Raw genomic sequence first — 20,302 nt, forward strand, 5'->3', positions numbered from 1 at the left:
AACTTCCGGGACCGGGCGATCTTCAGGCGGGCGCCAGTCCGTGCTGTCGGCGCCGCGCCACCTGCCGGTCAGTTACTCAGGCGCTGGCGAGTTCCCGCGCATCGTCCATGCCGCCGACCTGAACGGTCCTGCCGCTGTCGGCGAGCTCGCTGCCCCACATTTTCTCGAGTCCGTAGAATTCGCGGACTTCCGGACGGAACAGATGCACGATGACGTCGCCGGCATCGACCAGAACCCAATCGCCCTGGGAGAGACCTTCCACGGAGATCCCCGTCACGCCGACGGATTTCAGTTTTTCGATGAGGTGTCCCGCCATGGCGGCGACCTGGCGGGTGGATCGCCCGCTTGCGATGATCATGTAATCGCAGATGGAGGTTTTGCCTTCGAGGTCGATAACGACCAAATCTTCAGCCTTACTATCGTCGAGCGAGCGAGAGGCCAGATCGACGAGGCTTTCCCTTGAAGGGAGAGCGGTTTTTTTCGGTATGACAGTCTCCTTTCGCGCCAATGGCGCTAAGCCGATCATATATTCAGGCACCGTCAATCCGGAACGGCGCCCGTTTGTGCCATATATCAGGATTAGCGTCCGTCTGTCCTGTACCGGATTCGGGTAGCAGACAACGGATTCAGCGGGGTGTGAAAGAACACCCACGCCGGTGCCCGTCGATTGCGAAGCAGCGGACCGGAGCGTTCCCGGATACGCGTCCTGGCAAAACGGCGGGCCGCCGGGCCCGACAAGGCCCTTAGAGAATAGGATGGACGGTCGAAAACTGCAACGGCGACACTGTTGAAGATTTGTTTCCATGCCGCCCAGCGGTGAAAGCCGACCAGGTTGTCCGCTCCCATGACCCAGATAAACCGGGCGTCCCGGACGCCGCCGACGAGGCGGCGGAGCGTGTCGGCCGTGAACCTTGTGCCGAGCCGGACCTCGATATCCGTCACCCGGATCCTGGAATGATGCCGGGCGATCCGCTCGGCCGAGGCCATGCGCTCGGCGAAGGGCGCCATCCCGTCGGCGGTCTTCAGCGGGTTCTGGGGCGAGACCATCCACCAGACCTCGTCCGCCCGGAGCTTCCTCAGGGCATAGAGGGCAACGTCGAGATGGCCCTTGTGCGCCGGGTTGAAGGATCCGCCCATCACCGCGATGGTCTTGCCGCGCGCGGCGGCGAGGAAACGGCGGGCTTTGGGATCTTTGATCATGACGCTTTAACGGCGTGACGCGGATGCCTGTTCACGGGCGCGTCTGGCCGGTGCCGGTCACGACATATTTGAAGCTGGTCAGCTGCTCCGCCCCGACCGGCCCCCGGGCATGCATCTTGCCGGTGGAAATGCCGATCTCCGCGCCCATGCCGAACTCGCCGCCGTCGGCGAACTGGGTCGAGGCATTGTGCAGCACGATGGCGCTGTCCACCCGGGCGGCGAAGCGCGCGGCGGCGGCCGCGTCCCCGGTGACGATGCTGTCCGTATGGTGCGAGCCGTAACGGTTGATATGGCCGATCGCGTCGTCCACGCCGTCGACCACCCGGATCGAGAGAATGGCATCCAGATATTCCGTGGACCAGTCGGCTTCCGTCGCGTCCTGCATATCCGGGAGGATTTTCCGCGCGGCGGCGTCGCCCTTCAGCAGGCAGCTGGCGTCCCGCAGCGCCGCGGCGATGCCGGGAAGCTGGTCCGCCGCGACCTTTTTGTCGATCAGCAGGGTTTCGGCCGACCCGCAGACGCTGGTCCGGCGCATTTTCGAATTCAGCACGATCTCGCGGGCCATGGCCGGGTCCGCCGCCGCATCGACATAGACATGGCAGACACCGTCGAGATGGGCGATCACCGGGATCCGGCTTTCCTTCTGCACCCGCTCGATCAGGCTCTTGCCGCCCCGGGGCACGATGATATCGACGGTGTCACTCATGGTCAGCAGCACGCCGACCGCCGCCCGGTCGCGGGTCGGGATCAGCTGCACCGCGGCTTCCGGCAGACCGGCGGCCTTCAGCCCCTGGTGCAGGCAGTCGACCAGCGCATTCGAGGAATGGAAGCTCTCCGAGCCGCCGCGCAGGATCGCCGCATTGCCGGATTTCAGGCACAGGCTGCCGGCATCCGCCGTCACGTTCGGGCGGGATTCATAGATGATGCCGATGACGCCGAGCGGCACCCGGATACGGGAAATCCTCAGCCCGTTCGGACGATCCCATTCCGCCATCACACCGCCGATCGGATCGGGCAGGGCGGCGACGTCTTCCATGCCCCTGGCGATGGCTTCGATCCGGTCCGCATCCAGAACCAGGCGGTCCATCAGGGACTCGCGGACGCCCTTTTCGCGCGCAAAATCAAGGTCTTTTGCGTTCGCGGCCAGGATCTGCGGCAGGGACGCACGGATCGCTTCGGCAGCATTTATCAGCGCCGCATTCTTTTGTTCCGTTGTCGCAATGACCAGGGCTGCGGCCGCCTCACGCGCGGCGGCGCCGAGGCCGGACATCATCCCGGCAATATCGCTGCTGTCCGCCCTGTCGATCTCAAGAATGGCCATGGGTCCATCCGCTCCCCAAATTCTTCCGGTGCGCGCCGGTCAGCGCTCAAGCACCAGATCGTCCCTGTGCACCAACTCGTCGCGGCCACGGTAGCCGAGGACCCGTTCTATTTCACGGGATTTGTACCCGGCGATCAGCCTGGCGTCCGCCGCACCATAGGCCGACAGGCCGCGGGCAACCGGCCGGCCCGCCGGGTCGAGGATTTCCACCAGGTCGCCGCGTTCGAAACTTCCGCTGACCGCGGTGACGCCTGCCGGCAGCAGGCTCTTGCCGCGGGTCAGCGCCTTCAGGGCGCCGTCATCCAGCATGAGGGAGCCTTTTGGCGTGAGGGAGCCGGCAATCCAGTTCTTGCGGGCACCGCGCGGAGTCGTCGCTGCCGCGAACCATGTCACCGGCGCGCCGTCGCTGATGGCGCGCAGGGGATGCGGCGCGTAGCCCTTGGCGATGGCCATGCGGCAGCCGGCGGCGGTGGCGATCTTGCCGGCGGCGATCTTGGTCACCATGCCGCCCGACGCGTGGTCGCTGCCGGCGGTCCCGGCCATCGCCTCAATCTCCGCGTCGATATGCGCGACGAAGGGGATGTGGGCGGCCGAGGCATCGCGGCGCGGATCGGCGGTATAGAGCCCGTCGATGTCGGACAGCAGGATCAGCGTGTCCGCGCTGACCATCTGGGCGACCCGGGCGCCGAGCCTGTCATTGTCGCCGAAGCGGATTTCCTCGGTCGCGACCGTGTCGTTCTCGTTGATCACGGGCACCGCGCCGAGGCCGAGCAGGGCGGTCAGGGTGGAGCGGGCGTTCAGGTGGCGGCGGCGCTCTTCGGTGTCGTCCGGGGAGAGCAGGATCTGGGCCACGGTGATGCCGTGCCGGGCCAGCGCCTCCTGATAGGCGTGGGCGAGCCGGATCTGGCCGGTTGCGGCCGCTGCCTGCTTTTCCTCGAGCTTCAGGGCGCCTTTCGGCAGGCCGAGATGGCGCCGGCCGACGGCGATGGCGCCGGAGGAGACGACCAGAACCTGCTTGCCGGCCGCCTTCAGGGCCGCGATATCGTCGGCCAGGGAGTTCAGCCAGTCGCGCCGGACCTGGCCGCCGTCCTCGTCCACCAGCAGGGCGGAGCCGATCTTGACGACGATCCGTTCGGCCGTGTCGAGACCGGCGCTCTTTGTCTGTTCCGTGCCGTCGGGACTCATACGGGAGACCAGCCGGCCCCGCTCTTGCCGGCATCTTCCGGGGCATTCGTCAGATTGGCGGCTTCCGCGGCGGCCTGATCCGCGTCCGCCGCCGTTGCGTCCTTGCGGGCGCGGCGGGCTTCCTGAACCGGGCCCATCAGGGTGGCCAGCGCGGCATCGAGGCCGGCGCCGGAGACGGCGGAGATGGTGATGACCTTGCGGCCGATTTCCTGCTGCACCATGTCGACCAGCACCGGGATGTCCTCCTCGGCCACCGAATCGATCTTCGACAGGGCGATGATCTCCTGCTTGTCGGCGAGGCCGCCGCCATATTCCTCGAGCTCCTGCCGCACGGTGCGATAGGCCGCGGCCGGATCGTTCTGGGTGGCATCGACCAGATGCAGCAGCACGGCGCAGCGCTCGACATGGCCGAGGAAGCGGTGGCCGAGCCCGGCCCCTTCCGAGGCGCCCTCGATCAGGCCCGGGATATCGGCGATGACGAATTCGTCCTTGCCGACCGTGGCGACGCCGAGGCCGGGATGCAGGGTGGTGAAGGGATAGTCCGCGATCTTCGGGCGGGCCCGTGTGACGCTGGACAGGAAGGTCGACTTGCCGGCATTGGGCAGGCCGACCAGCCCGGCATCGGCGATCAGCTTCAGGCGCAGCCAGACCCACATTTCCTCGCCCGGCCAGCCCGGCAGGGACTTGCGCGGCGCCTGGTTCGTGGAGGTCTTGTAATGGGCGTTGCCGAAGCCGCCATCGCCGCCCTTCATCAGGACGATACGCTCGCCGACCCGGGTCAGGTCGGCGATGACATGCTCGCGGTCGTCGTCGAGAATCTGCGTGCCGACCGGCAGGCGCAGCACCGCGTCGCCGCCGCTGGCGCCGCTGCGGTTGCCGCCGGAACCGGGCCGGCCGCTCTGGGCCTTGAAATGCTGCTGGTAGCGATAGTCGATCAGCGTGTTCAGGCCGTCGACACATTCCAGGATCACGGCGCCGCCGCGGCCGCCGTCGCCGCCGTCCGGTCCGCCATATTCGATGAAGGCCTCGCGCCGGAAACTGACGGATCCGGGGCCGCCGTCGCCGCTCTTCAGAAACACCTTGGCCTGATCGAGAAACTTCATCTCATGTCATCCAGTAAAACCCGGTCCGCCGCTCCGAAACCGGGGCCGGCATCCGGGCACGAAAAAAGGGAACAGTCACAGGACCGTTCCCTCATCCGCAGCCGTGACCCGCCCGCAGGCGGATGCGGCGTTATTCTGCTGCTTCGGCCAGTGCCACTTCCACGAAGGTGCGGCCGTTGCTCTTCCGGCGGAAGGCAACCTTGCCTTCGGACAGCGCGAACAGGGTGTGGTCGCGTCCGATCCCGACATTCTCGCCCGGATGGAACTTGGTGCCCCGCTGACGCACAATGATGTTGCCAGCGATCACGGCTTCGCCACCGAACTTCTTGACGCCAAGACGGCGTCCGGCGGAATCGCGACCGTTACGGGAACTACCGCCTGCCTTTTTATGGGCCATGGATTACTCCTTCGTCTCGGCTTCGGCCGAAACCTCTGCCGGAGCGTCGGCTTTCGCCGGAGCTTTCTTGGCAGCGGCCTTCTTCGGCGCGGCTTTCTTCTTACCGTCGGCCAGGATGTCGGTCACGCGCAGCACCGTCAGTTCCTGACGATGTCCGCGGGTCCGGCGATAGCCCTGACGGCGCTTCTTTTTAAAGACGACGACCTTGTCGCCTTTGGTCTGCTCAAGCACTTCGGCACGTACAACAGCACCTGCGACAGTCGGCGCACCGACTGTGAGGTCTTCGCCTTCACCCAGCATCAGAACGTCGGCAAGATCAATGGAAGAGCCGGCGTCGCCGGACAGCTTCTCGACCTTGATGACGTCGTTCGGGGCGACTTTGTACTGTTTACCGCCGGTTTTAACGACTGCGAACATTGTCAATACTCTGGCAATGAAAAGGGCGCGCGGACACTTACTTCCGCGTCGGAGCGGCGGACTATACTCCTGGCGACGTTCAAGTCAACAGCGGAGTGCCCGGTTTTTGAGAGAATCTCCAGGGCAGGTCTGCCACCCCCGGATGTCCGCTCCGTCACCGGATCCGTCCCCTATATATAGTGTCCGGAGCGGAGAGGCGCAAAGGCCCTGAACGGGGCGGCGAAGCGGCTTTCCACCGGGGCCGGCCGCGTACCGGGTTTTTGACCGGCCCGGCGGCGCCCGATAGTATGAGCGGGACGAAATGGTGGAGTGTCATGCTGAAGGCTGATCCTGCTTTCCCGGACCCGGCGGTGGCCGCCGCCTACGAAGCCCTTCCCCGGCCGCAGCGGGACGGGCTGCTGGCCTTGCGCGGCCTGATCTTCGAGACGGCGGCGGAGACGCCCGGAGTCGGCAGCCTGCAGGAATGCCTGAAATGGGGCCAGCCCGCCTACCTGACGCCGGACACGAAGGCAGGCTCCACCATCCGGCTCGGCCTGCCGAAACAGGGCGGCTTTGCCCTCTATACCCATTGCCGGACGACCCTCATCGCGGATTTCCGCAGCCTGTTCCCGGACGATTTCCAGTATGAAGGCAATCGCGCGGTGCATTTCAAAGCAGGCACATCCCTGCCGCGCGACCCGCTGCGGCTGCTCATCCGCAGCGCCCTGACCTATCATCTGAAATAGGGGGCGATTCAGGCGGCGCGGGCCGGTGCGAAAACCGGAATGCCGGGCATGCAATTCCGGTATTGAATCCCGCCACCCGCCCCGCTATGTTCCGGCCCCTGTTCGGAGAGGTGCCAGAGTGGTTGAATGGGACGGTCTCGAAAACCGTTGTGCGCGTAAGCGTACCGAGGGTTCGAATCCCTCTCTCTCCGCCAGACCTTCTCAAACCGACCTGATTATTTATTTATATCAGTTGCTTACTGGATCTTGAAAATCAGATCTTGTAGGAACGGATGGGGGAAGGTTGGGTTGCTCTCGCTTGTGAAGGGCTACCTCTCTCTAAGGAATCCTCATCACCCTCTGCGACGGTCTGCTTCCTCGAAAAGCAGCTTTCCCTTCTCTGTGAGGCGAAGTCGCCCCCGTGTTGTCGTCAACACCTCTTCTCTGGTCAGGTCCTCGATGACGGTCTGATTGCCATCTTCGGCAATCTCCAACTTGCTAGTTGTTAGGCCCCGCAGGAACGTGAGTTCACGCGCAGTGAAATCAACCCAGCGCTCGATGTGGAGGGCAGGGGACCGTCTGAACCGTGAGTCCCTCAGTGCGGACCATAGATCATGCCGAGCCAGTGGAAGGATCATTCGTGGCCTGTCTCCGCTCTCTTCGTAAACGAGCGGGTACAACTTTCTTTGCGCCGTCACGGCAAACGCGTCGAGATCTCCCCGAGCCTCTCTGAGAGCCCGCAGTGTTTGAGCATCGTCCTGCTCATCCTCATCGACCTCGAAGTCGATACCGGCTGGCAGGCCGTAGTAGGCGGATTCATTCAGGTGCCGATGTTGAGTGGTGTATAGGATGCCAAGTTCAGTCTGGAAGTCCGGGGGGGACATGACGAACACTGGCCACGGGTTCTGCTTCCCGTAGGACTTCAAGTAGTAAGCTGCTACCACGTGCCTTTGGCGATACCTTTCGTCCAAGTCCACGTCGCTTTGAGCTCGCTTGGAGTTATTGTTGGATTGCTCAAGGCGTTGCGCTTCTTGTGCTTTATCCAACGCCTCTCGGAGGGCGGACACGTCCTTCACCCTGTTTCCGCTTTCGTACAGCAAAGCAGTTTCACAACCGGGCACGGCGCGCGTTCGCTGGTCGTAGAGTTCCAATGCACCTACAGCCAAGATGAGGCTGCTCTTGTAGAGGACGCGCTTCCTGCCGTCTGATTGGACGACCTGTAGCTTTCGATTGAGAAGATCCGAAAGGGCTCGCTTTTTCGTTTGCATGGAGATGATTTAGTGGCGGCCCGCCTTTGCCGCAAGACCTACTGTGTATGGTTAAGCCGTTTACTAGCGGCAGGGCTTTTTGGAACGTCATGTCCGGACGCTTATTCCGTTTGGGTTGTAAGTGGAGATCTTATAATACACTTTATAATGGCTTCTCTTGGGTGGCCCACATGTCAGAAATCGTTAGCGCTTTAGGTGGTGAAATCGGAGCTGCTCTCGGCGTGCTTGCTGGCATTGCAAGCGTGATTATCGGCGTATGGGGGGCTGTAAATGCCGCGACGGCGAAAAACCTCCGAGACGCACGCAATGAGATTTATGCCGAGTTCAGAAACGTAGGCGACAAGCTCGACCAAGCTGACGTGCTCCAACGATACCTGCGTGAAGCGATAGATGGTCTGGTCGAGGGCGTTGGGCCCGTGGCGCAAACCGCTTCGCCGTCCGGGACGATGCTTTATCTTGAGCCTCAGGATGGTCTGAAAGCACGCAAGGAGAGCCTCCGAGCCGTCAGTATCTACCTTACCGGCTTCCTTGAGGTTCGAGAGCGCCGTGCCAGACGACTGATGACAGCAGCCTATCTCACGGCGTTGGTCACGCTGGTCATCTTAGTTGGTAGCTTGACCTATCGCTTGATGTCCGAAAACTTCGATTCGGCCCCCGGTACGGGTCCCGGTATTGGGTTTGGTACAGGTGGAGATACTGGCGATGGGTTCGCGGCGGGTGATCGAGGCGGCTCAGAGGGTGGAGCCGACAGCAAGATCGACCCTCTCTTAGCCTCTGGTTTCAGTCAAGGTGGTGGCGGAGATGCGGGGGACGGTGCCACCCAAGGCGGCCGAGCTGGAGATGATGGCGTGAACACCGGAGCCGGAGGTGGAGATGGCACAAACGGTGTTCGAACCAAGGAGAGTTTCGTGAATCCTCCTGTTCCAATACCTCGCCCGGTTCTTTCCAAGAATGAAGTCTCAGGGAATGGTGAGAGCCCGACTGCTACCACGAGCGGCATTCTTTCTGAACTTGGTAAGCTCGTAAGTGGGGGTCTCCCTCTGGGGACGGAAAACGGTGGTCTAGGCGGCTCAGACGGTGGAGGTAATGGTTCACTAACGGGATTCGGAAGCGTAAGTCGTGGACCATCATCTCTCACATCTTCTGGGACGTTGAAGACTGAGCCTAGTGGCATCGGAGGAAGTGGCGGGGCCGATGGAGGCGGAGATGGTACTGGTGGGGCCGATACAGGTGGCAGTGGAAGCGGTGGTGGCGCTGATTGAGTGGCGGGTGATAACCCGAAAGAGGGTGCCAGGAACGACCGATTTATTATATCCAATGAATTTCTGTCTGCCGACGACCGGTCGGACGGCGCATTGCGATTTGGCCGCCGCCTGACGAGCCGAAGTTCGGTGCATGCACTCCCCCCTTTACCCCGCTAGAGCCCCATGCCGGGGCCCTTGCCAGGTTCCTGACCGGGCCAGAGCCGCGTGGCGGTGGCGAGGTCGGGCCAGCCGATCGGCGCACCGGCCTCCTTTGCCGCGTCGAGCTCGGGCAGGGCCGTGTCCCAGAAGCCGGCGATATAGCGCTTGCCCGTGATCCCGTCGGACTCGGGGCTGGCCAGCCAGGCGGCCGGTGGGCCCATTACCTCGGGTTTCAGCATCTTGGCGCGCGGAATGCCCGCCCCGTCGCTGATGAAGGCGGTATCGGTCGGTCCGCCCGGGACCAGGACGTTGACGGTGACGCCGGTGCCGTCCAGTTCCTGCGCCCAGACCGCGGAGCTCGCCTCCAGGGCGGCTTTCAGCGGGCCGTAGGGCAGCACCCGCAGCATGGTGATGAAGCTGGTCGTGTTGTTGACGACGCGGCCCCAGCCACTTTCGACCATGGCCGGTACCGCGGCGCGGATCATGTGCACGGCGCCCATGTAGTTGATCGAGAAGAACCGGGTCATCAGCTCCGGCGTGACCTCGGCGATGGAAGGCAGGTTCGTCTCCGCGTCGGGCCGGAATGTGCTGACGCTGATCCCGGCATTGTTGAACAGGATGTCGAGGCTGCCGAAGGCGGCGATTGTCTCGGCGACGGCCCTGGTGCAGTCCGCCTCGACAGAGACATCGTGCGGGAAGGCGACGGCGGAGCCCGCGCCATGCCGCTCGTTGATTTCGGCGGCCACTCTGCCGGCGGCGGCGCCATCTATGTCGGTTACGGCGATCCGGACGCCGCGGGCGGCGACGGCCCTGGCCATGGCGGCCCCGATTCCGCCGCCCCCGCCGGTGATCAATGCGACTTTTTGCTCGCTCATACTGGTTTCCTTTCCCGTTCGCTTGTTGCCGGTTCGCGTTCCAGGGCCGGCCTGGCCAGACCCATGGTTGATGGCGGTCGCCTAGCTGTTTTTTGGTAGCACCGCGTCCAGACTGGTATCGACGACAATGAATTGCGGCCCGGGCGCGGCGAGAAGCGCCGGCAGGCGGTCGAGATCGGCCTCTGTCTTCAACCGCGTGACGGCGAAGCCATAGGCCCGCCCCATCAGCTCGAGGTCCGGATTGACGAAGCCGGTCCCGACCGGACGGCCAGGAAACTGCCGCTCCTGGTTGATCCGGATCGAGGCATAGACGCCGTTCTCCGAGAGAATTACTTTCAGCGGCAGACCGCGTTCCATGGCGACGGAAAGCTCGCTGCCGGTCATCAGGAAACCGCCGTCGCCGACAAGGCAGATCACCGGCGTGCCGGGCCGGCGCAGGCCGGCGGCAACCGCGGCCGGGATTCCGAAACCCATGGCGCCGGAAATCGGCGCCAGCAGCCGCTGGGAGGGCCGGAACGGCACCACCCGATAGACCGGTGCGCCGAAAGTGCCGGCGTCCACCGTGACGATGGCGTTCTCGGGCAGGATTTCGCCCATCCGGTGGACCACCGTCTCGAACGGGATGCCGTCGGTCACCGAAAAGCTGCGCGGCGCGGCGATGCCGTTGCGGATGGCGCGCAACCGGTCGGTCCAGGCCGCCCTGCCGTCCGGCGGCGGTGCCGCGGCCGGACCCATTTCGGCAACGAAACGGATGGGATCGCAGGCGAACGAGAGGTCCGGCGCGAAATGGGTGCCGATCTGCGCCGGGTCGGCGTGGACATGGACCAGTGTCATCTCCGGCCGGACCATGCGCGGATAGCTGTAGCCCTGGGTGGTGATGTCCGAGAGCCGGGCGCCGAGCACGAGCAGCAGGTCGGCGTCGCGCAGCGCCGCCATCTGGTCCGCCGGGTTGGCCAGCCCCATGTCGCCGGCATAGTGCCGCTCTGTATTGTCGACCAGGTCCTGGCGGCGGAAGGAGACCACGGCCGGGACCTGCCAGGCGGAAAGGAAGTCGCCGATGGCCGCGCGGCCGCCGGGCCGGTCAAAGGCGCTGCCGACAATGGCAAGCGGCCGTTCGGCGGTGGCGAGTGTAGTGCGCAGGGCAACGAGCTGGGCCGGGTCGGGCGCCGTTGCCGGGGGTGCGGGGACGGTGACCGGCGCCGCGTCGAGGTGTGCGGTCAGCACGTCCTCCGGCACGACCACGACAACCGGGCCCGGCGTCCCCGTCATGGCGGTGACGAGGGCCCGCAGCATGACCTCCGGGGCCTGCTCCGGGTCGGTGATCTCGGCGGTCCATTTGGCGATCCGGCCGAACATGTGGCCGTAGTCGATCTCCTGGAAGGAATCCCGCCGCACATCCCGTGCCGGCACCTGGCCGACCAGCAGGATGAAGGGCACGCCGTCCTGCTGGGCGGTATGGACGGCGATGGCGGCATTGCTGGCACCGGGGCCGCGGCTGACGCAGGCAATACCCGGCACGCCGGAGAGCCGGGCGTCGGCCAGGGCCATGAAACCGGCGCCGGCTTCGTGCCGGCAGACCACGGTGTCGATATCGTCCCGCTGGTACAGCGCGTCCAGCAGGCCGAGATAGCTTTCGCCGGGGACGCAGAAGATCCGGTCGATGCCGTTCCGGACCAGTGTATCCACGATCAGGGTGCCGACGCTTGGCATGTTTCCTCCGGGTGCGGATCGGTTTTTCTGGCGCCGTCGGACGCAGCGCGCGGCAGGGCGGCCGTGAATGACCGCCTACATCCCATAGACCAGCAGCGTCGCCTTGCCAACGGGATTGCGGCCGTCATGCCCGGTGCGTCCGGCTTGTCTTCCGAGGATGGCGCCGCCTCCTGAACCAGGTCCGGGATATGACCGGGCACGGTTTTCCCGGTCTTGGCGGCGCAATGCCTGTTCCGACAGCGAGATTTCAGGGTGGACCGGCTCAAGAGACCGGGCGCGGCCCCGGGTTCCGGCCCTTCTGCGTCGCGTGACGCATCAGGGCAGATAGACGTCGGCGATCAGCCAGCCGCCGTAGCCGACGTAATACAGCGACACAACTGTCACGATATGCCCGGCCCAACGGCGATAGGTGGTGTCGGACATCGCCTGGAGCACAGGCTTGGCAAGCCATGTCCCGAGCAGGGCCGAGCCGACGGCGAGGATGGCGAGGGTCGGATCGATGCTGGCGCTGCTGTCCAGCAGGAACCCGAAATACAGCACCTTCAAGGCGTGCCCCGCCACCTGGCAGACGCCCTTGGTGGCGATGATTTCCCGCCGGTCGAGCTTGCCGTTCAGGAAAAACTGATCGAGCACCGGCCCGGCCACACCGGTGACCAGCATCAGCACCATGCATAACAGCCCGTAGGCGAGCCCGCCCAGCACCGTCTCCGGGTTGCCGCGGATCCTGCTCGGCAGCAACCGGCTGAGGAACGGCAGCACACCCAGCAACAAGAGGGCCACCGCCTTGCTCGGGATATATTGCCACAGCGTCCACGCCCCGAGCACGATCAGGCAGCCGATCATGTAGCCGATGGCGGTGCGCGGCCGGATAAAGCGCCACCACATCGCCGCGCGCCAGAGATTGGACGCGAGCTGGGTGATCCCGTGCAGCGTCAAGGCGTCCTGCACCGGCAGCAACGCGAACAACACGCCAACAAGGACCAGCCCGCCCGCCATGCCGAACAGCCCGGACAGGAATGTGGTCGAGACCATGACCGCGCAGATGATGAGGGTGAGGCCGGTGCCCATGGATCTGTCTCCCGGCCCGTATAAGAGCCGACCCCGCAGTTGGGTGCAAACCGAGCCTGCCATCCTCAGGCCTGGATGACCCGAGGCTGTAATGCGTCTACGTCACCATGGCGGGGACGCACCCCTGACCTCGACAGCGTGCGCCGGTTGTCTCGACGCCGTGCCGGTCAGGGGCTGCAGCCTGCCATTATGGAGCCTGATGGCCGAGGCCCCGGCGGCGGACAGGACGCGTTATGTGCTCGGCGCGCCCATCTCCGCATTGGCATGGGGCCAGGGCTTGCGTTTGTTGAGATAGAAAACCACGGCAAACACGGCCAGCGCGGCGATGTTGATATAGAGATGGGCCGGCCACATCAGGGCGAAGCCGACGGCGCCGATCACCGCCCGCTCGAGCAGATTCATCCTGTTCTCCCAATGGCCTTCCAGGGCAGCGCAGAGCGCCCAGAAACCGAAAACGGCGAACCCGAACACTTCCAGCATCTCCGGCCAGTTGCCGCTCATCAGCGGCGTGAAGGCGATCAGGAAGGGGACGAAATACAGCCCTTTCGCGATTTTCCAGGAATAGAATCCGGTCAGCATCGGCGGCGATTTGGCGATGGCGGCGGCGGTGAAGGAGGCCAGGCAGACGGGCGGGGTCACGTTGCTGTCCTGGGACAGCCAGAACACGATCATGTGCGCCGACAGCAGGGCGGTCGCCAGCACGGGGGCGGTGAAGGCCGTGTCATACAGCAGGGACAGGCTTTCAAACGGCATGCCCTTGATCAGCGCATGGGCCTGGTCGAACGGCATCGGGCCGGCGAGGGCCGCGATGGAGTCGGGCGCGGTCAGCATGAAGATCGCCTTGGCCGTGTCCGGCAGGGTGCCGCTGACCAGCTGTTCGATCAGCTGGTCCTGCAGGATCAGCTGGTTGAGGGCGGGGGCGGAAAGGGTGCCGAGCACGATATAGGCGGCGGTCACCGGCAGGCCCATGCCCAGGACGAGGGAGGCCAGCGCCACCAGGATGATGGCGATGGACAGGGATCCCCCGGCCCAGCTGGTGATCATCAGCGAGAAGGTGTTGCCGAGCCCGGTCGTGGCGATGACATTGACGACGAGGCCGACGGAGCACAGCAGGATGGCGGTCATGATCATGTTCCGCGAGCCGAGCTCGAGGGCGGCGATGATCTGTTTCAGGCCCATGCGGTTCGGGGTCAGCCAGGAGGCCGCGATACAGGTCAGGATGGCGTACCCGGCGGCATAGGTCGGCGTGTAGCCGATGACCAGCATGCCGATCAGCAGGGCGACCGGGATGATGAAGGGCGGGCCGCCTTCCCTGAAGACCTGCCAGACGGTCGGCGCATTCTCCTCCGGCGGCAGCACGGCATTGACCTTGCGCGCCTCGATCCGGACGAAGAAGGCGACGGTCAGGAAATACAGGATGGCGGGCAGGATGCTGACCAGCACGATGGTGGTGTAGGGCAGCTGGGTGATGGAGGCCATGACGAAGGCACCGGCGCCCATGATGGGCGGCATCAATTGCCCGCCGGTGGAGGCGGCGGCTTCCACGCCGCCGGCGAATTGCGGCTTGAAACCGGCCTTTTTCATCATCGGAATCGTGATGACGCCGGTCGATGCCGTGTTGGCGACGGCGGACCCCGAAATCGTGCCCGTCAGGCCGCTGGCGATCACCGCCACCAGGCCGGGTCCGCCGACAAGCTTGCCGGCAACCGTCCTGGAGATATTGACGATGAAGTTGCCCGCTCCCGATTTCAGCAGGAAGGCGCCAAACAGGATGAACATGAAGACAAAGGTCGAGGAGATCCCGGCAATGCTGCCGAACAGCGCATCGTCGCCATACATCGAGCGGAACATCAGGGTCTCGGGCTGCAGCCCGGAAAACCGGAAGACGCCCGGCACATAGGCGCCGAACCAGGAGATATAGGCGAGGGCCGTGACGATCAGCACCGGAATGATCATCCCGGTCGTGCGGCGGGTGAATTCGATCGCTCCGATGATGCAGATGGATCCCATGACCCAGTCGAGAGACGAGAGCCGGACGCCGCGATCATAGATCGCGCTTTCGGCATTCACGATATACAGCGCGGCGATGGCGACAAGAATCCCGAAGCCGATATCGAGGGCCCGGACCAGCGGCTGCTGGGCCCAGGGTTTTTTCGAGACAGAGGTCACGAGACCGCAGAGCAGCGCAAACCCGGCGAAATGGAAGCCGTTCTGGAACAGGGTGGGCAGCGTGCCCAGCGTGTTCATCCAGATATGGAAAAGCGCGATGCCGACAGCAAGAAAGAGGATGGCGGCTTCGGTCTTCGACCTTTTCCTGACGTCAACGTCTTCGGCGTTCTCGAGATTCATCTGTAACCCTGCCCGTGGTGTTTTTTCTCGCACCGGCTTGATGCCGGATTCGAAAAACCGGAGGCCGCGCAATCCGGCCTCCGGTCAACCTGTCCGATGATAGTCAAACGGTCGGTGTTTTTATTTGGCGATCAGGTGGTCGGGGATGGTGATCCCGACTTCCTTGTAATAGCGCGCGGCACCGGGATGCAGCGGCACCGGCAGGCCGGCAATCGCCTTGTCGATCGCCATCGCCTTCGTGGCGGCGTGGATGGCGTTCAGGAAGCCGAGATTTTCAAAGATCGTCTTGGTGATCTGATAGACATCTTCTTCCGGAATATCCGCCGTCGTGGCCAGGAAGTTCGGCTGGGCGACGGTCTGGATGTCCGTTGTCTGGCCGGGATAGGAGTTGGCCGGGATGGTGTACGGGACCCAGAGGCCGCGCCCGCTGTCGGCCTTCTTCATTTCCTCGTCGGTCATGGTCAGCATCTTCACACGGTCGCCCGCGGTCGACATCAGCTGGACAAGCGCGCCGACGGGAACGCCGCCGGGCACGCCGGCACCGGCAACCTTGCCGTCCTGCAGGGCGGCGACCGACGGGCCATATCCGCCGTACATCAGTTCAAAATCCTTGTCCATGTCCAGGCCGAACCCGGACAGGATGGTACGGTTGGAGCCGATCGTGCCGGAATTCTTGGCACCCATCGCGACGGCCTGGCCCTTCAGGGCGACGAAGTCGGCCATGGTGCCGGTCTTCGCCTTGTCGGCGGCGACGACGTAATGCTCGACATTCTGCCACAGCATGCTGACGGAACGCAGTTTGGTCTGCGGGCCGTCGGCGGCGACAGGACCGGTGCCGGTGGCGGCATAATAGCCGAAGAGCCCCTGGAGAATGGCGAACTGGGCCTCGCCGTCGCGCAGCAGTTTCACGTTCTCGCCAGATCCGGCCGAGGAGATGGCGGACATGCCGATCTTGGTCTTCGGCTCCAGCTTGACCTTGGTCAGGGTGGCGAGCGCCACGCCGACCGGATAGTAGGTGCCGCCGGTCGACGCGGTCGACAGGATATAGTTCTTAGCTTCCTGGGCGGAGGCCATTCCGGCACTCAACGTAATCCCGAGAGCAACGGCCCCGGCCGTGATCACGCGTGATGGACGAAAGTTCATTCTTACACTCCCTGTGTCTTTTCTGTGTCTGTTTCGGGTTCGCCGAATGGGCCCGTGCGGTGAAAATGGGGCCAACGATATCCCGCATCAAGCTCTAGTTATTCTTTTCCATTTTCGGGCATTTCATGGATCGGGCAGGTCCATGCGGTCAGGAAGATCCTTGCGGGCCACGAAGCTCACGACACCCTGTTTCAGCGCTCGCGCGGCCGCAACGCGATGGCTATCGCCGGGCGCGGCTGATGGATTACTCTCACGGTGAATCACCGAAGAGTTTACCCGATGTCCGCCTTTGCCGCCGATCCAGACTACCTGACCGAAACCCGCCGCCTGATGGCCCAGGCCCAGGCGGCGTTCGAGCGCGGCGACCTGGCGGGGTCGGCGGAGGGGTTCATGCATGTGGCCCGGCGCCATCCGGCGGCGGTGGGGGGATGGGTTCAGGCGGCTGCGGCGGGTCTGCGGGCCGGGGCGGCCGGGCTTGCCCTGACAGCGGCGCGGCGGGCGATGCTGCTTGATCCGGCCTCCCCGCCGGCGACGGCTTTGCTGACCGCGGCCTCCACGGCCGAGCCCCTGGCCGGCCGTCACAGGGCGGCGGCGCTCTGGGCGCTCACCCATCCGGGCAAGGCGGAAGCGCTCGGCGCCCTGGCCAGCAGTTACCAGGATCTGGGGCGGTCCGGGGAGGCCGAACGGGTTGCCCGGGACGCCCTGCGGGCCGATCCGGGCATGGATTGGGTGCGGGTCAATCTTGCCGTGATCCTGCGGGAATCCGGCCGGGAGAGGGCCGCGGAGATCGAATTGCGGCGGGCCGTGATTGCCGCTCCGGGCGGCAATCTGGCCTGGCGCCGCATGGCCGGCCTGGCCGAGACCCTGTCGAAGCTCGACCTTGCCGGCAGAGCGGCCCGCCGGGCCCTGCTCATCGATGCCGGGGATCACGTGAGTGCCTTGTTCCTCGCGATTGTCGAGCGGCGCCGGGGCGATCTTGAAAGCGCGCTGCACCGTCTGCAGGCCTTGCCCGAGGAGATCGACGGCGAGGCCGGGCGCGATGCCGTCGAGTTCGAACTCGGGACCGTTCTCGACCGGCTCGGGCGGTATGGTGAGGCCTGGACGCGGTTCGAGCGGGGCAACAGGGTCGCGGTCCAGCGGGCGCCGGCGGGGGCCGCCGATCCGCGTCTGTTCCTGAATACGCTCGATGCCTTTGCGGGGGCGGTGTCTGACGGATGGCCGGCGCGCTGGGCGCCTCTGTCGGAGGCGGAACCGCCGGCCGTGTTCATGGTCGGCTTCCCCCGTTCCGGGACGACCTTGCTGGACCAGATTCTGGATGCCCATCCGGATGCGCAGGTGATCGAGGAACAGCCCGTGTTGTCCAGCGTCGGGGCCGGCTTCGCGGCGCGGGGCGAGGGCACGCTGGCGGAACGGATTGCCGCGCTGGACGAGGCCGAGGCCGACCGGCTGCGGGCGGAATACCGGGCCAAGCTGGCGCGCTGGGCTGGCGAAGACCGGCCGCGCGTGGTGATCGACAAGTTGCCGCTCAACATCATCTATCTGCCGCTTGCCCTCAGGCTCTATCCGAATGCCAAGGTGATCCTGTCCCTGCGCCATCCCTGCGACTGCTGCCTGAGCTGTTTCATGCAGTCCATCAAGCTCAATTCGGCGATGGCCAGTTTCACCTCGATGGCAGGGGCCGCCGGTTTCTATGCGCGCGTCATGGCGCTGTGGCAGCAGATCGAGCGGGTGCTGTCGCCCGCGCATATTGCCGTGCGCTACGAGGATCTGGTTGCGGACACGGAAGGAACTGCCCGGCGGGTGACCGATTTCCTCGGCCTCGACTGGACCGACGCGGTTCTCGACCACACGGCGCACGCCAAGGCGCGCGGGATGATCCGGACCCCCAGCTTCCGGCAGGTTTCCGAGCCGATCTATACGCGCGCCGTTGGCCGCTGGGTGCGGTACCGGGACCAGATGGCGCCGTATCTGGATACGCTTGCGCCCTATGCCGAGCATTTCGGCTACGCCGATCCGAAGGTTTCCCCGCACGGCGACGATTAAGTCCAGGTTCAACGCCCGGTGCCGGACCGGCCTTTTTTGATGAACTTCAGGTTTGGCGTGCTTTTTGCTTACCTCACGCCCCGACAGAGGCGCGCCTCTTGGCGGGTCTGAACATGTGACGGAAGCAGTTGCCCATGGCATTTGCCGAACGACGGGACTCCGACATTCCGGATGCGCCCCGGACCCTCGAGCCGGCGGTTGCCGGGACGGGCGGCATCCAGATGAACAGTTTCGGATTCTGGCAGCAGGGGCTGGCGCCGGGCAGCTGGTCGCAGCAGGTTCTCGCGCGCAATCTCGATGGCGAGGATTTTGCCGGTTACCGCCGGGCCTCCGACCCGCCGCATCCGCGCGCGTCCGGCGGGCACCTGCCGGAGGCGGAGGAGGTCCGGCCCGAGGATATCGTGGTCGAGAATGGCAGCCTGGTCGGCGGACCGGGCGATGACGGGGCCATTGCCGCGATCGGCCGGCTGGTAGCGGCCTTCGGTGATGAAAGCAGCCATGACGAGATCGATGCCGCGGCCCTGGTGCAGCCGCCGCCTGCGGATGTCTACGAGATTGACCTGGTAGGCACGGTTGCGGAGTCGGCCGGGATATCCGGAACCGGGGGATCACCGTTACTTTCCCCCATGCGCGGAGCCGGGGCGTCCGCGGCGGCGCCGGCGGATGCAGCCGGCCTCGACGGGATCGGGCCGGATCATCCCTTCCGCCGGACGACAGACCCCGATGTACCGGCGGCGGAAACGACCGGCCCGGCTGCCGGTTTCTTCCCGATGGATGAGGTCAGCCGGCCCGTGATCCAGAGCGCCGAGGATTTTCTGCTGCTCTGACGCGCCCGTGCCTTTTCTGCCGGTCCTTCTTTCCGGACTGTCCCCTTGCGCCGGCATTCCCGCGCTGCTTCCATGGCGGGTCTCCGCATCCCGGGATCCATTTCATGAGCAACGCCATGTCCGCCTCCAGCACCGGGGCATCCTTGCCCTACCGCCTGCGCCTGCCCGGTCCGACCGCCGTTCCCGGCCGCGTCCTTCAAGCCGCCGCGCAGCCGATGATCGCCCATCGCGGTCCCGCATTTCTGGCCCGCTTCAGGGCGATCCAGGACAGGCTGCAACCCATGCTCGGCCGTGCCGGCGTGCCGCCCTTTATTTTTGCCTCGACCGGCATCGGTGCCATGGAATCCGGCGTCATCAATGTCGCCGGCCCCGGCCAGCGGGTGCTGATCGCGACAAACGGCCAGTGGGGGCCGGTGTTCCGGCGCCTGGCCGAGGGCATCGGCGCCGAAGTCGACGAAGTGGTGACGCCGGTCGGCGATCCGGTGGATCTCGACGGTGTGCGCCGGGCGCTTGGGCAGAATAAATATGCCGCCGTGCTGACGGTGCATAGCGAAAGCTCGACCGGAGCGCTGACCGACCTGAAGGCCCTCGGAGGGATCGTTGCGGAAACGGACTCAGTCCTGGTCTGCGACAGTGTCAGCGGCCTTGGCGGCGCCGAGCTGCGGGCCGATGAATGGGGCGTCGATATCGTGGTTTCCGCTTCGCAGAAATGCCTGATGTGCCCGCCCGGCCTCGGCATCGCCAGCATCAGCGAGAAGGCCTGGGGCATCATCGACCGCGATGATCGCGGCCCGCGCGGCTATTTCGACTATCGCCGGTTCCGGCCGATGGCGGAGAAGGGCGAGCCGACCTATACGGCGCCGGTCGCCATGCTGAACGCCCTCGACGCGTCCCTGACCATGATCGGCGAGGAGGGGCTGCACGCGGTGCTGGCCCGGCACCTGCGGCTCAACCGGGCGCTCACCGCCGGGCTCGAGGCGCTGGGCTTCTTGGTCTTCCCGACCGGCACGTCGAGCCCGACGCTGGTTGTGGTGAAAACGCCGGAGGGCGTTTCCGCCCCGGCACTGATCGACCATCTGGCAACGCGCTACAACTGCATGATCGCCGGCACCCGGTTCGAGGATCTGAAGGACCGCCTGGTCCGGATCGGCACCATGGGCTGGGTCGACGCGGCCGATATCCTGATGGATCTGGAGCAGATCTCCGCTGCCCTTGCCGATCTTGGTGCCAGCGCCGATAAAGACGCTGCACTTGCAGCGGCGAAAGCAGCATTCGCAGGATAAAACAAG

At 65.1% G+C, this 20,302-nt stretch carries 16 protein-coding genes, 1 tRNA gene and 1 pseudogene; 5 read left to right on the forward strand and 13 right to left on the reverse strand.

From position 1 onward, the window contains the following. Window positions 1-76: 76 nt before the first annotated feature. The 7 genes and pseudogenes from rsfS to rplU form a co-directional block, all read right to left on the reverse strand. Window positions 77-508, reverse strand: a complete 432-nt coding sequence (rsfS, locus tag RH950_RS17575; protein ID WP_350059174.1) for a ribosome silencing factor — start codon at window positions 506-508, stop codon at window positions 77-79. A gap of 71 nt (window positions 509-579) precedes the next feature. Next, a complete protein-coding gene (locus tag RH950_RS17580; RefSeq protein WP_350059034.1) occupies window positions 580-1,200 on the reverse strand; it encodes a nicotinate-nucleotide adenylyltransferase in 621 nt (206 codons plus the stop codon). Between the two features lie 31 nt (window positions 1,201-1,231). Continuing rightward, window positions 1,232-2,515 carry a glutamate-5-semialdehyde dehydrogenase gene (locus RH950_RS17585; protein ID WP_502889811.1) on the reverse strand — a complete coding sequence of 428 codons (1,284 nt, stop codon included), beginning with the start codon at window positions 2,513-2,515 and terminating at the stop codon, window positions 1,232-1,234. 45 nt (window positions 2,516-2,560) lie between these two features. Then, window positions 2,561-3,706, reverse strand: coding sequence for a glutamate 5-kinase (gene proB / locus RH950_RS17590; protein WP_350059036.1), 1,146 nt, complete (start codon window positions 3,704-3,706; stop codon window positions 2,561-2,563). After that, complete coding sequence (obgE, locus tag RH950_RS17595) at window positions 3,703-4,809, reverse strand: GTPase ObgE (RefSeq protein ID WP_350059037.1); 1,107 nt, start codon at window positions 4,807-4,809, stop codon at window positions 3,703-3,705. The genes proB and obgE overlap by 4 nt, the downstream gene beginning before the upstream one ends. Before the next feature lie 130 nt (window positions 4,810-4,939). Then, window positions 4,940-5,206, reverse strand: coding sequence for a 50S ribosomal protein L27 (rpmA, locus tag RH950_RS17600; RefSeq protein WP_350059038.1), 267 nt, complete (start codon window positions 5,204-5,206; stop codon window positions 4,940-4,942). A 108-nt stretch (window positions 5,207-5,314) separates the two neighbouring features. Then, window positions 5,315-5,623: pseudogene (gene rplU / locus RH950_RS17605) on the reverse strand (50S ribosomal protein L21); the annotation flags it as partial. Window positions 5,624-5,910: 287 nt separating this feature from the next. Here rplU and RH950_RS17610 point away from each other — a divergent pair. Further along, the gene (locus tag RH950_RS17610; RefSeq protein WP_350059040.1) at window positions 5,911-6,348 is read left to right on the forward strand and encodes a DUF1801 domain-containing protein; all 438 of its coding nucleotides are present in this window, start codon (window positions 5,911-5,913) and stop codon (window positions 6,346-6,348) included. A 104-nt stretch (window positions 6,349-6,452) separates the two neighbouring features. Next, window positions 6,453-6,542 (forward strand) — tRNA-Ser (locus RH950_RS17615). A 138-nt stretch (window positions 6,543-6,680) separates the two neighbouring features. On the opposite strand, the gene RH950_RS17620 is transcribed toward RH950_RS17615, so the two are convergent. From RH950_RS17620 to RH950_RS17645, 6 genes are all read right to left on the reverse strand, one after another. Next, complete coding sequence (locus tag RH950_RS17620) at window positions 6,681-7,595, reverse strand: hypothetical protein (RefSeq protein ID WP_350059041.1); 915 nt, start codon at window positions 7,593-7,595, stop codon at window positions 6,681-6,683. 1,417 nt (window positions 7,596-9,012) lie between these two features. Further along, a complete protein-coding gene (locus RH950_RS17625) occupies window positions 9,013-9,873 on the reverse strand; it encodes an SDR family NAD(P)-dependent oxidoreductase (RefSeq protein WP_350059042.1) in 861 nt (286 codons plus the stop codon). Between the two features lie 81 nt (window positions 9,874-9,954). Beyond that, entirely contained in the window at window positions 9,955-11,583 is a 1,629-nt protein-coding gene (locus tag RH950_RS17630; protein WP_350059043.1) for a thiamine pyrophosphate-binding protein, read from the reverse strand. Between the two features lie 315 nt (window positions 11,584-11,898). Continuing rightward, window positions 11,899-12,651, reverse strand: a complete 753-nt coding sequence (locus RH950_RS17635) for a sulfite exporter TauE/SafE family protein (RefSeq protein ID WP_350059044.1) — start codon at window positions 12,649-12,651, stop codon at window positions 11,899-11,901. A 231-nt stretch (window positions 12,652-12,882) separates the two neighbouring features. After that, complete coding sequence (locus RH950_RS17640) at window positions 12,883-15,000, reverse strand: TRAP transporter permease (protein ID WP_350059045.1); 2,118 nt, start codon at window positions 14,998-15,000, stop codon at window positions 12,883-12,885. Window positions 15,001-15,120: 120 nt separating this feature from the next. Then, on the reverse strand, window positions 15,121-16,143 hold the full coding sequence (locus RH950_RS17645) for a TAXI family TRAP transporter solute-binding subunit (RefSeq protein WP_350059046.1): 1,023 nt from the start codon (window positions 16,141-16,143) through the stop codon (window positions 15,121-15,123). 279 nt (window positions 16,144-16,422) lie between these two features. On the opposite strand from RH950_RS17645, the gene RH950_RS17650 reads away from it, so the two are divergent. From RH950_RS17650 to RH950_RS17660, 3 genes are all read left to right on the forward strand, one after another. Further along, on the forward strand, window positions 16,423-18,186 hold the full coding sequence (locus RH950_RS17650; RefSeq protein ID WP_350059047.1) for a tetratricopeptide repeat-containing sulfotransferase family protein: 1,764 nt from the start codon (window positions 16,423-16,425) through the stop codon (window positions 18,184-18,186). A gap of 134 nt (window positions 18,187-18,320) precedes the next feature. After that, entirely contained in the window at window positions 18,321-19,013 is a 693-nt protein-coding gene (locus RH950_RS17655; protein WP_350059048.1) for a hypothetical protein, read from the forward strand. 104 nt (window positions 19,014-19,117) lie between these two features. Beyond that, window positions 19,118-20,296 (forward strand): pyridoxal-phosphate-dependent aminotransferase family protein, encoded by a 1,179-nt coding sequence (locus tag RH950_RS17660; RefSeq protein WP_350059049.1) that lies wholly within the window; start codon window positions 19,118-19,120, stop codon window positions 20,294-20,296. The last annotated feature ends 6 nt before the right edge of the window (window positions 20,297-20,302 follow it).

This window comes from Nisaea sp. (genome assembly GCF_040217065.1).
GTDB lineage: Bacteria > Pseudomonadota > Alphaproteobacteria > Thalassobaculales > Thalassobaculaceae > Nisaea.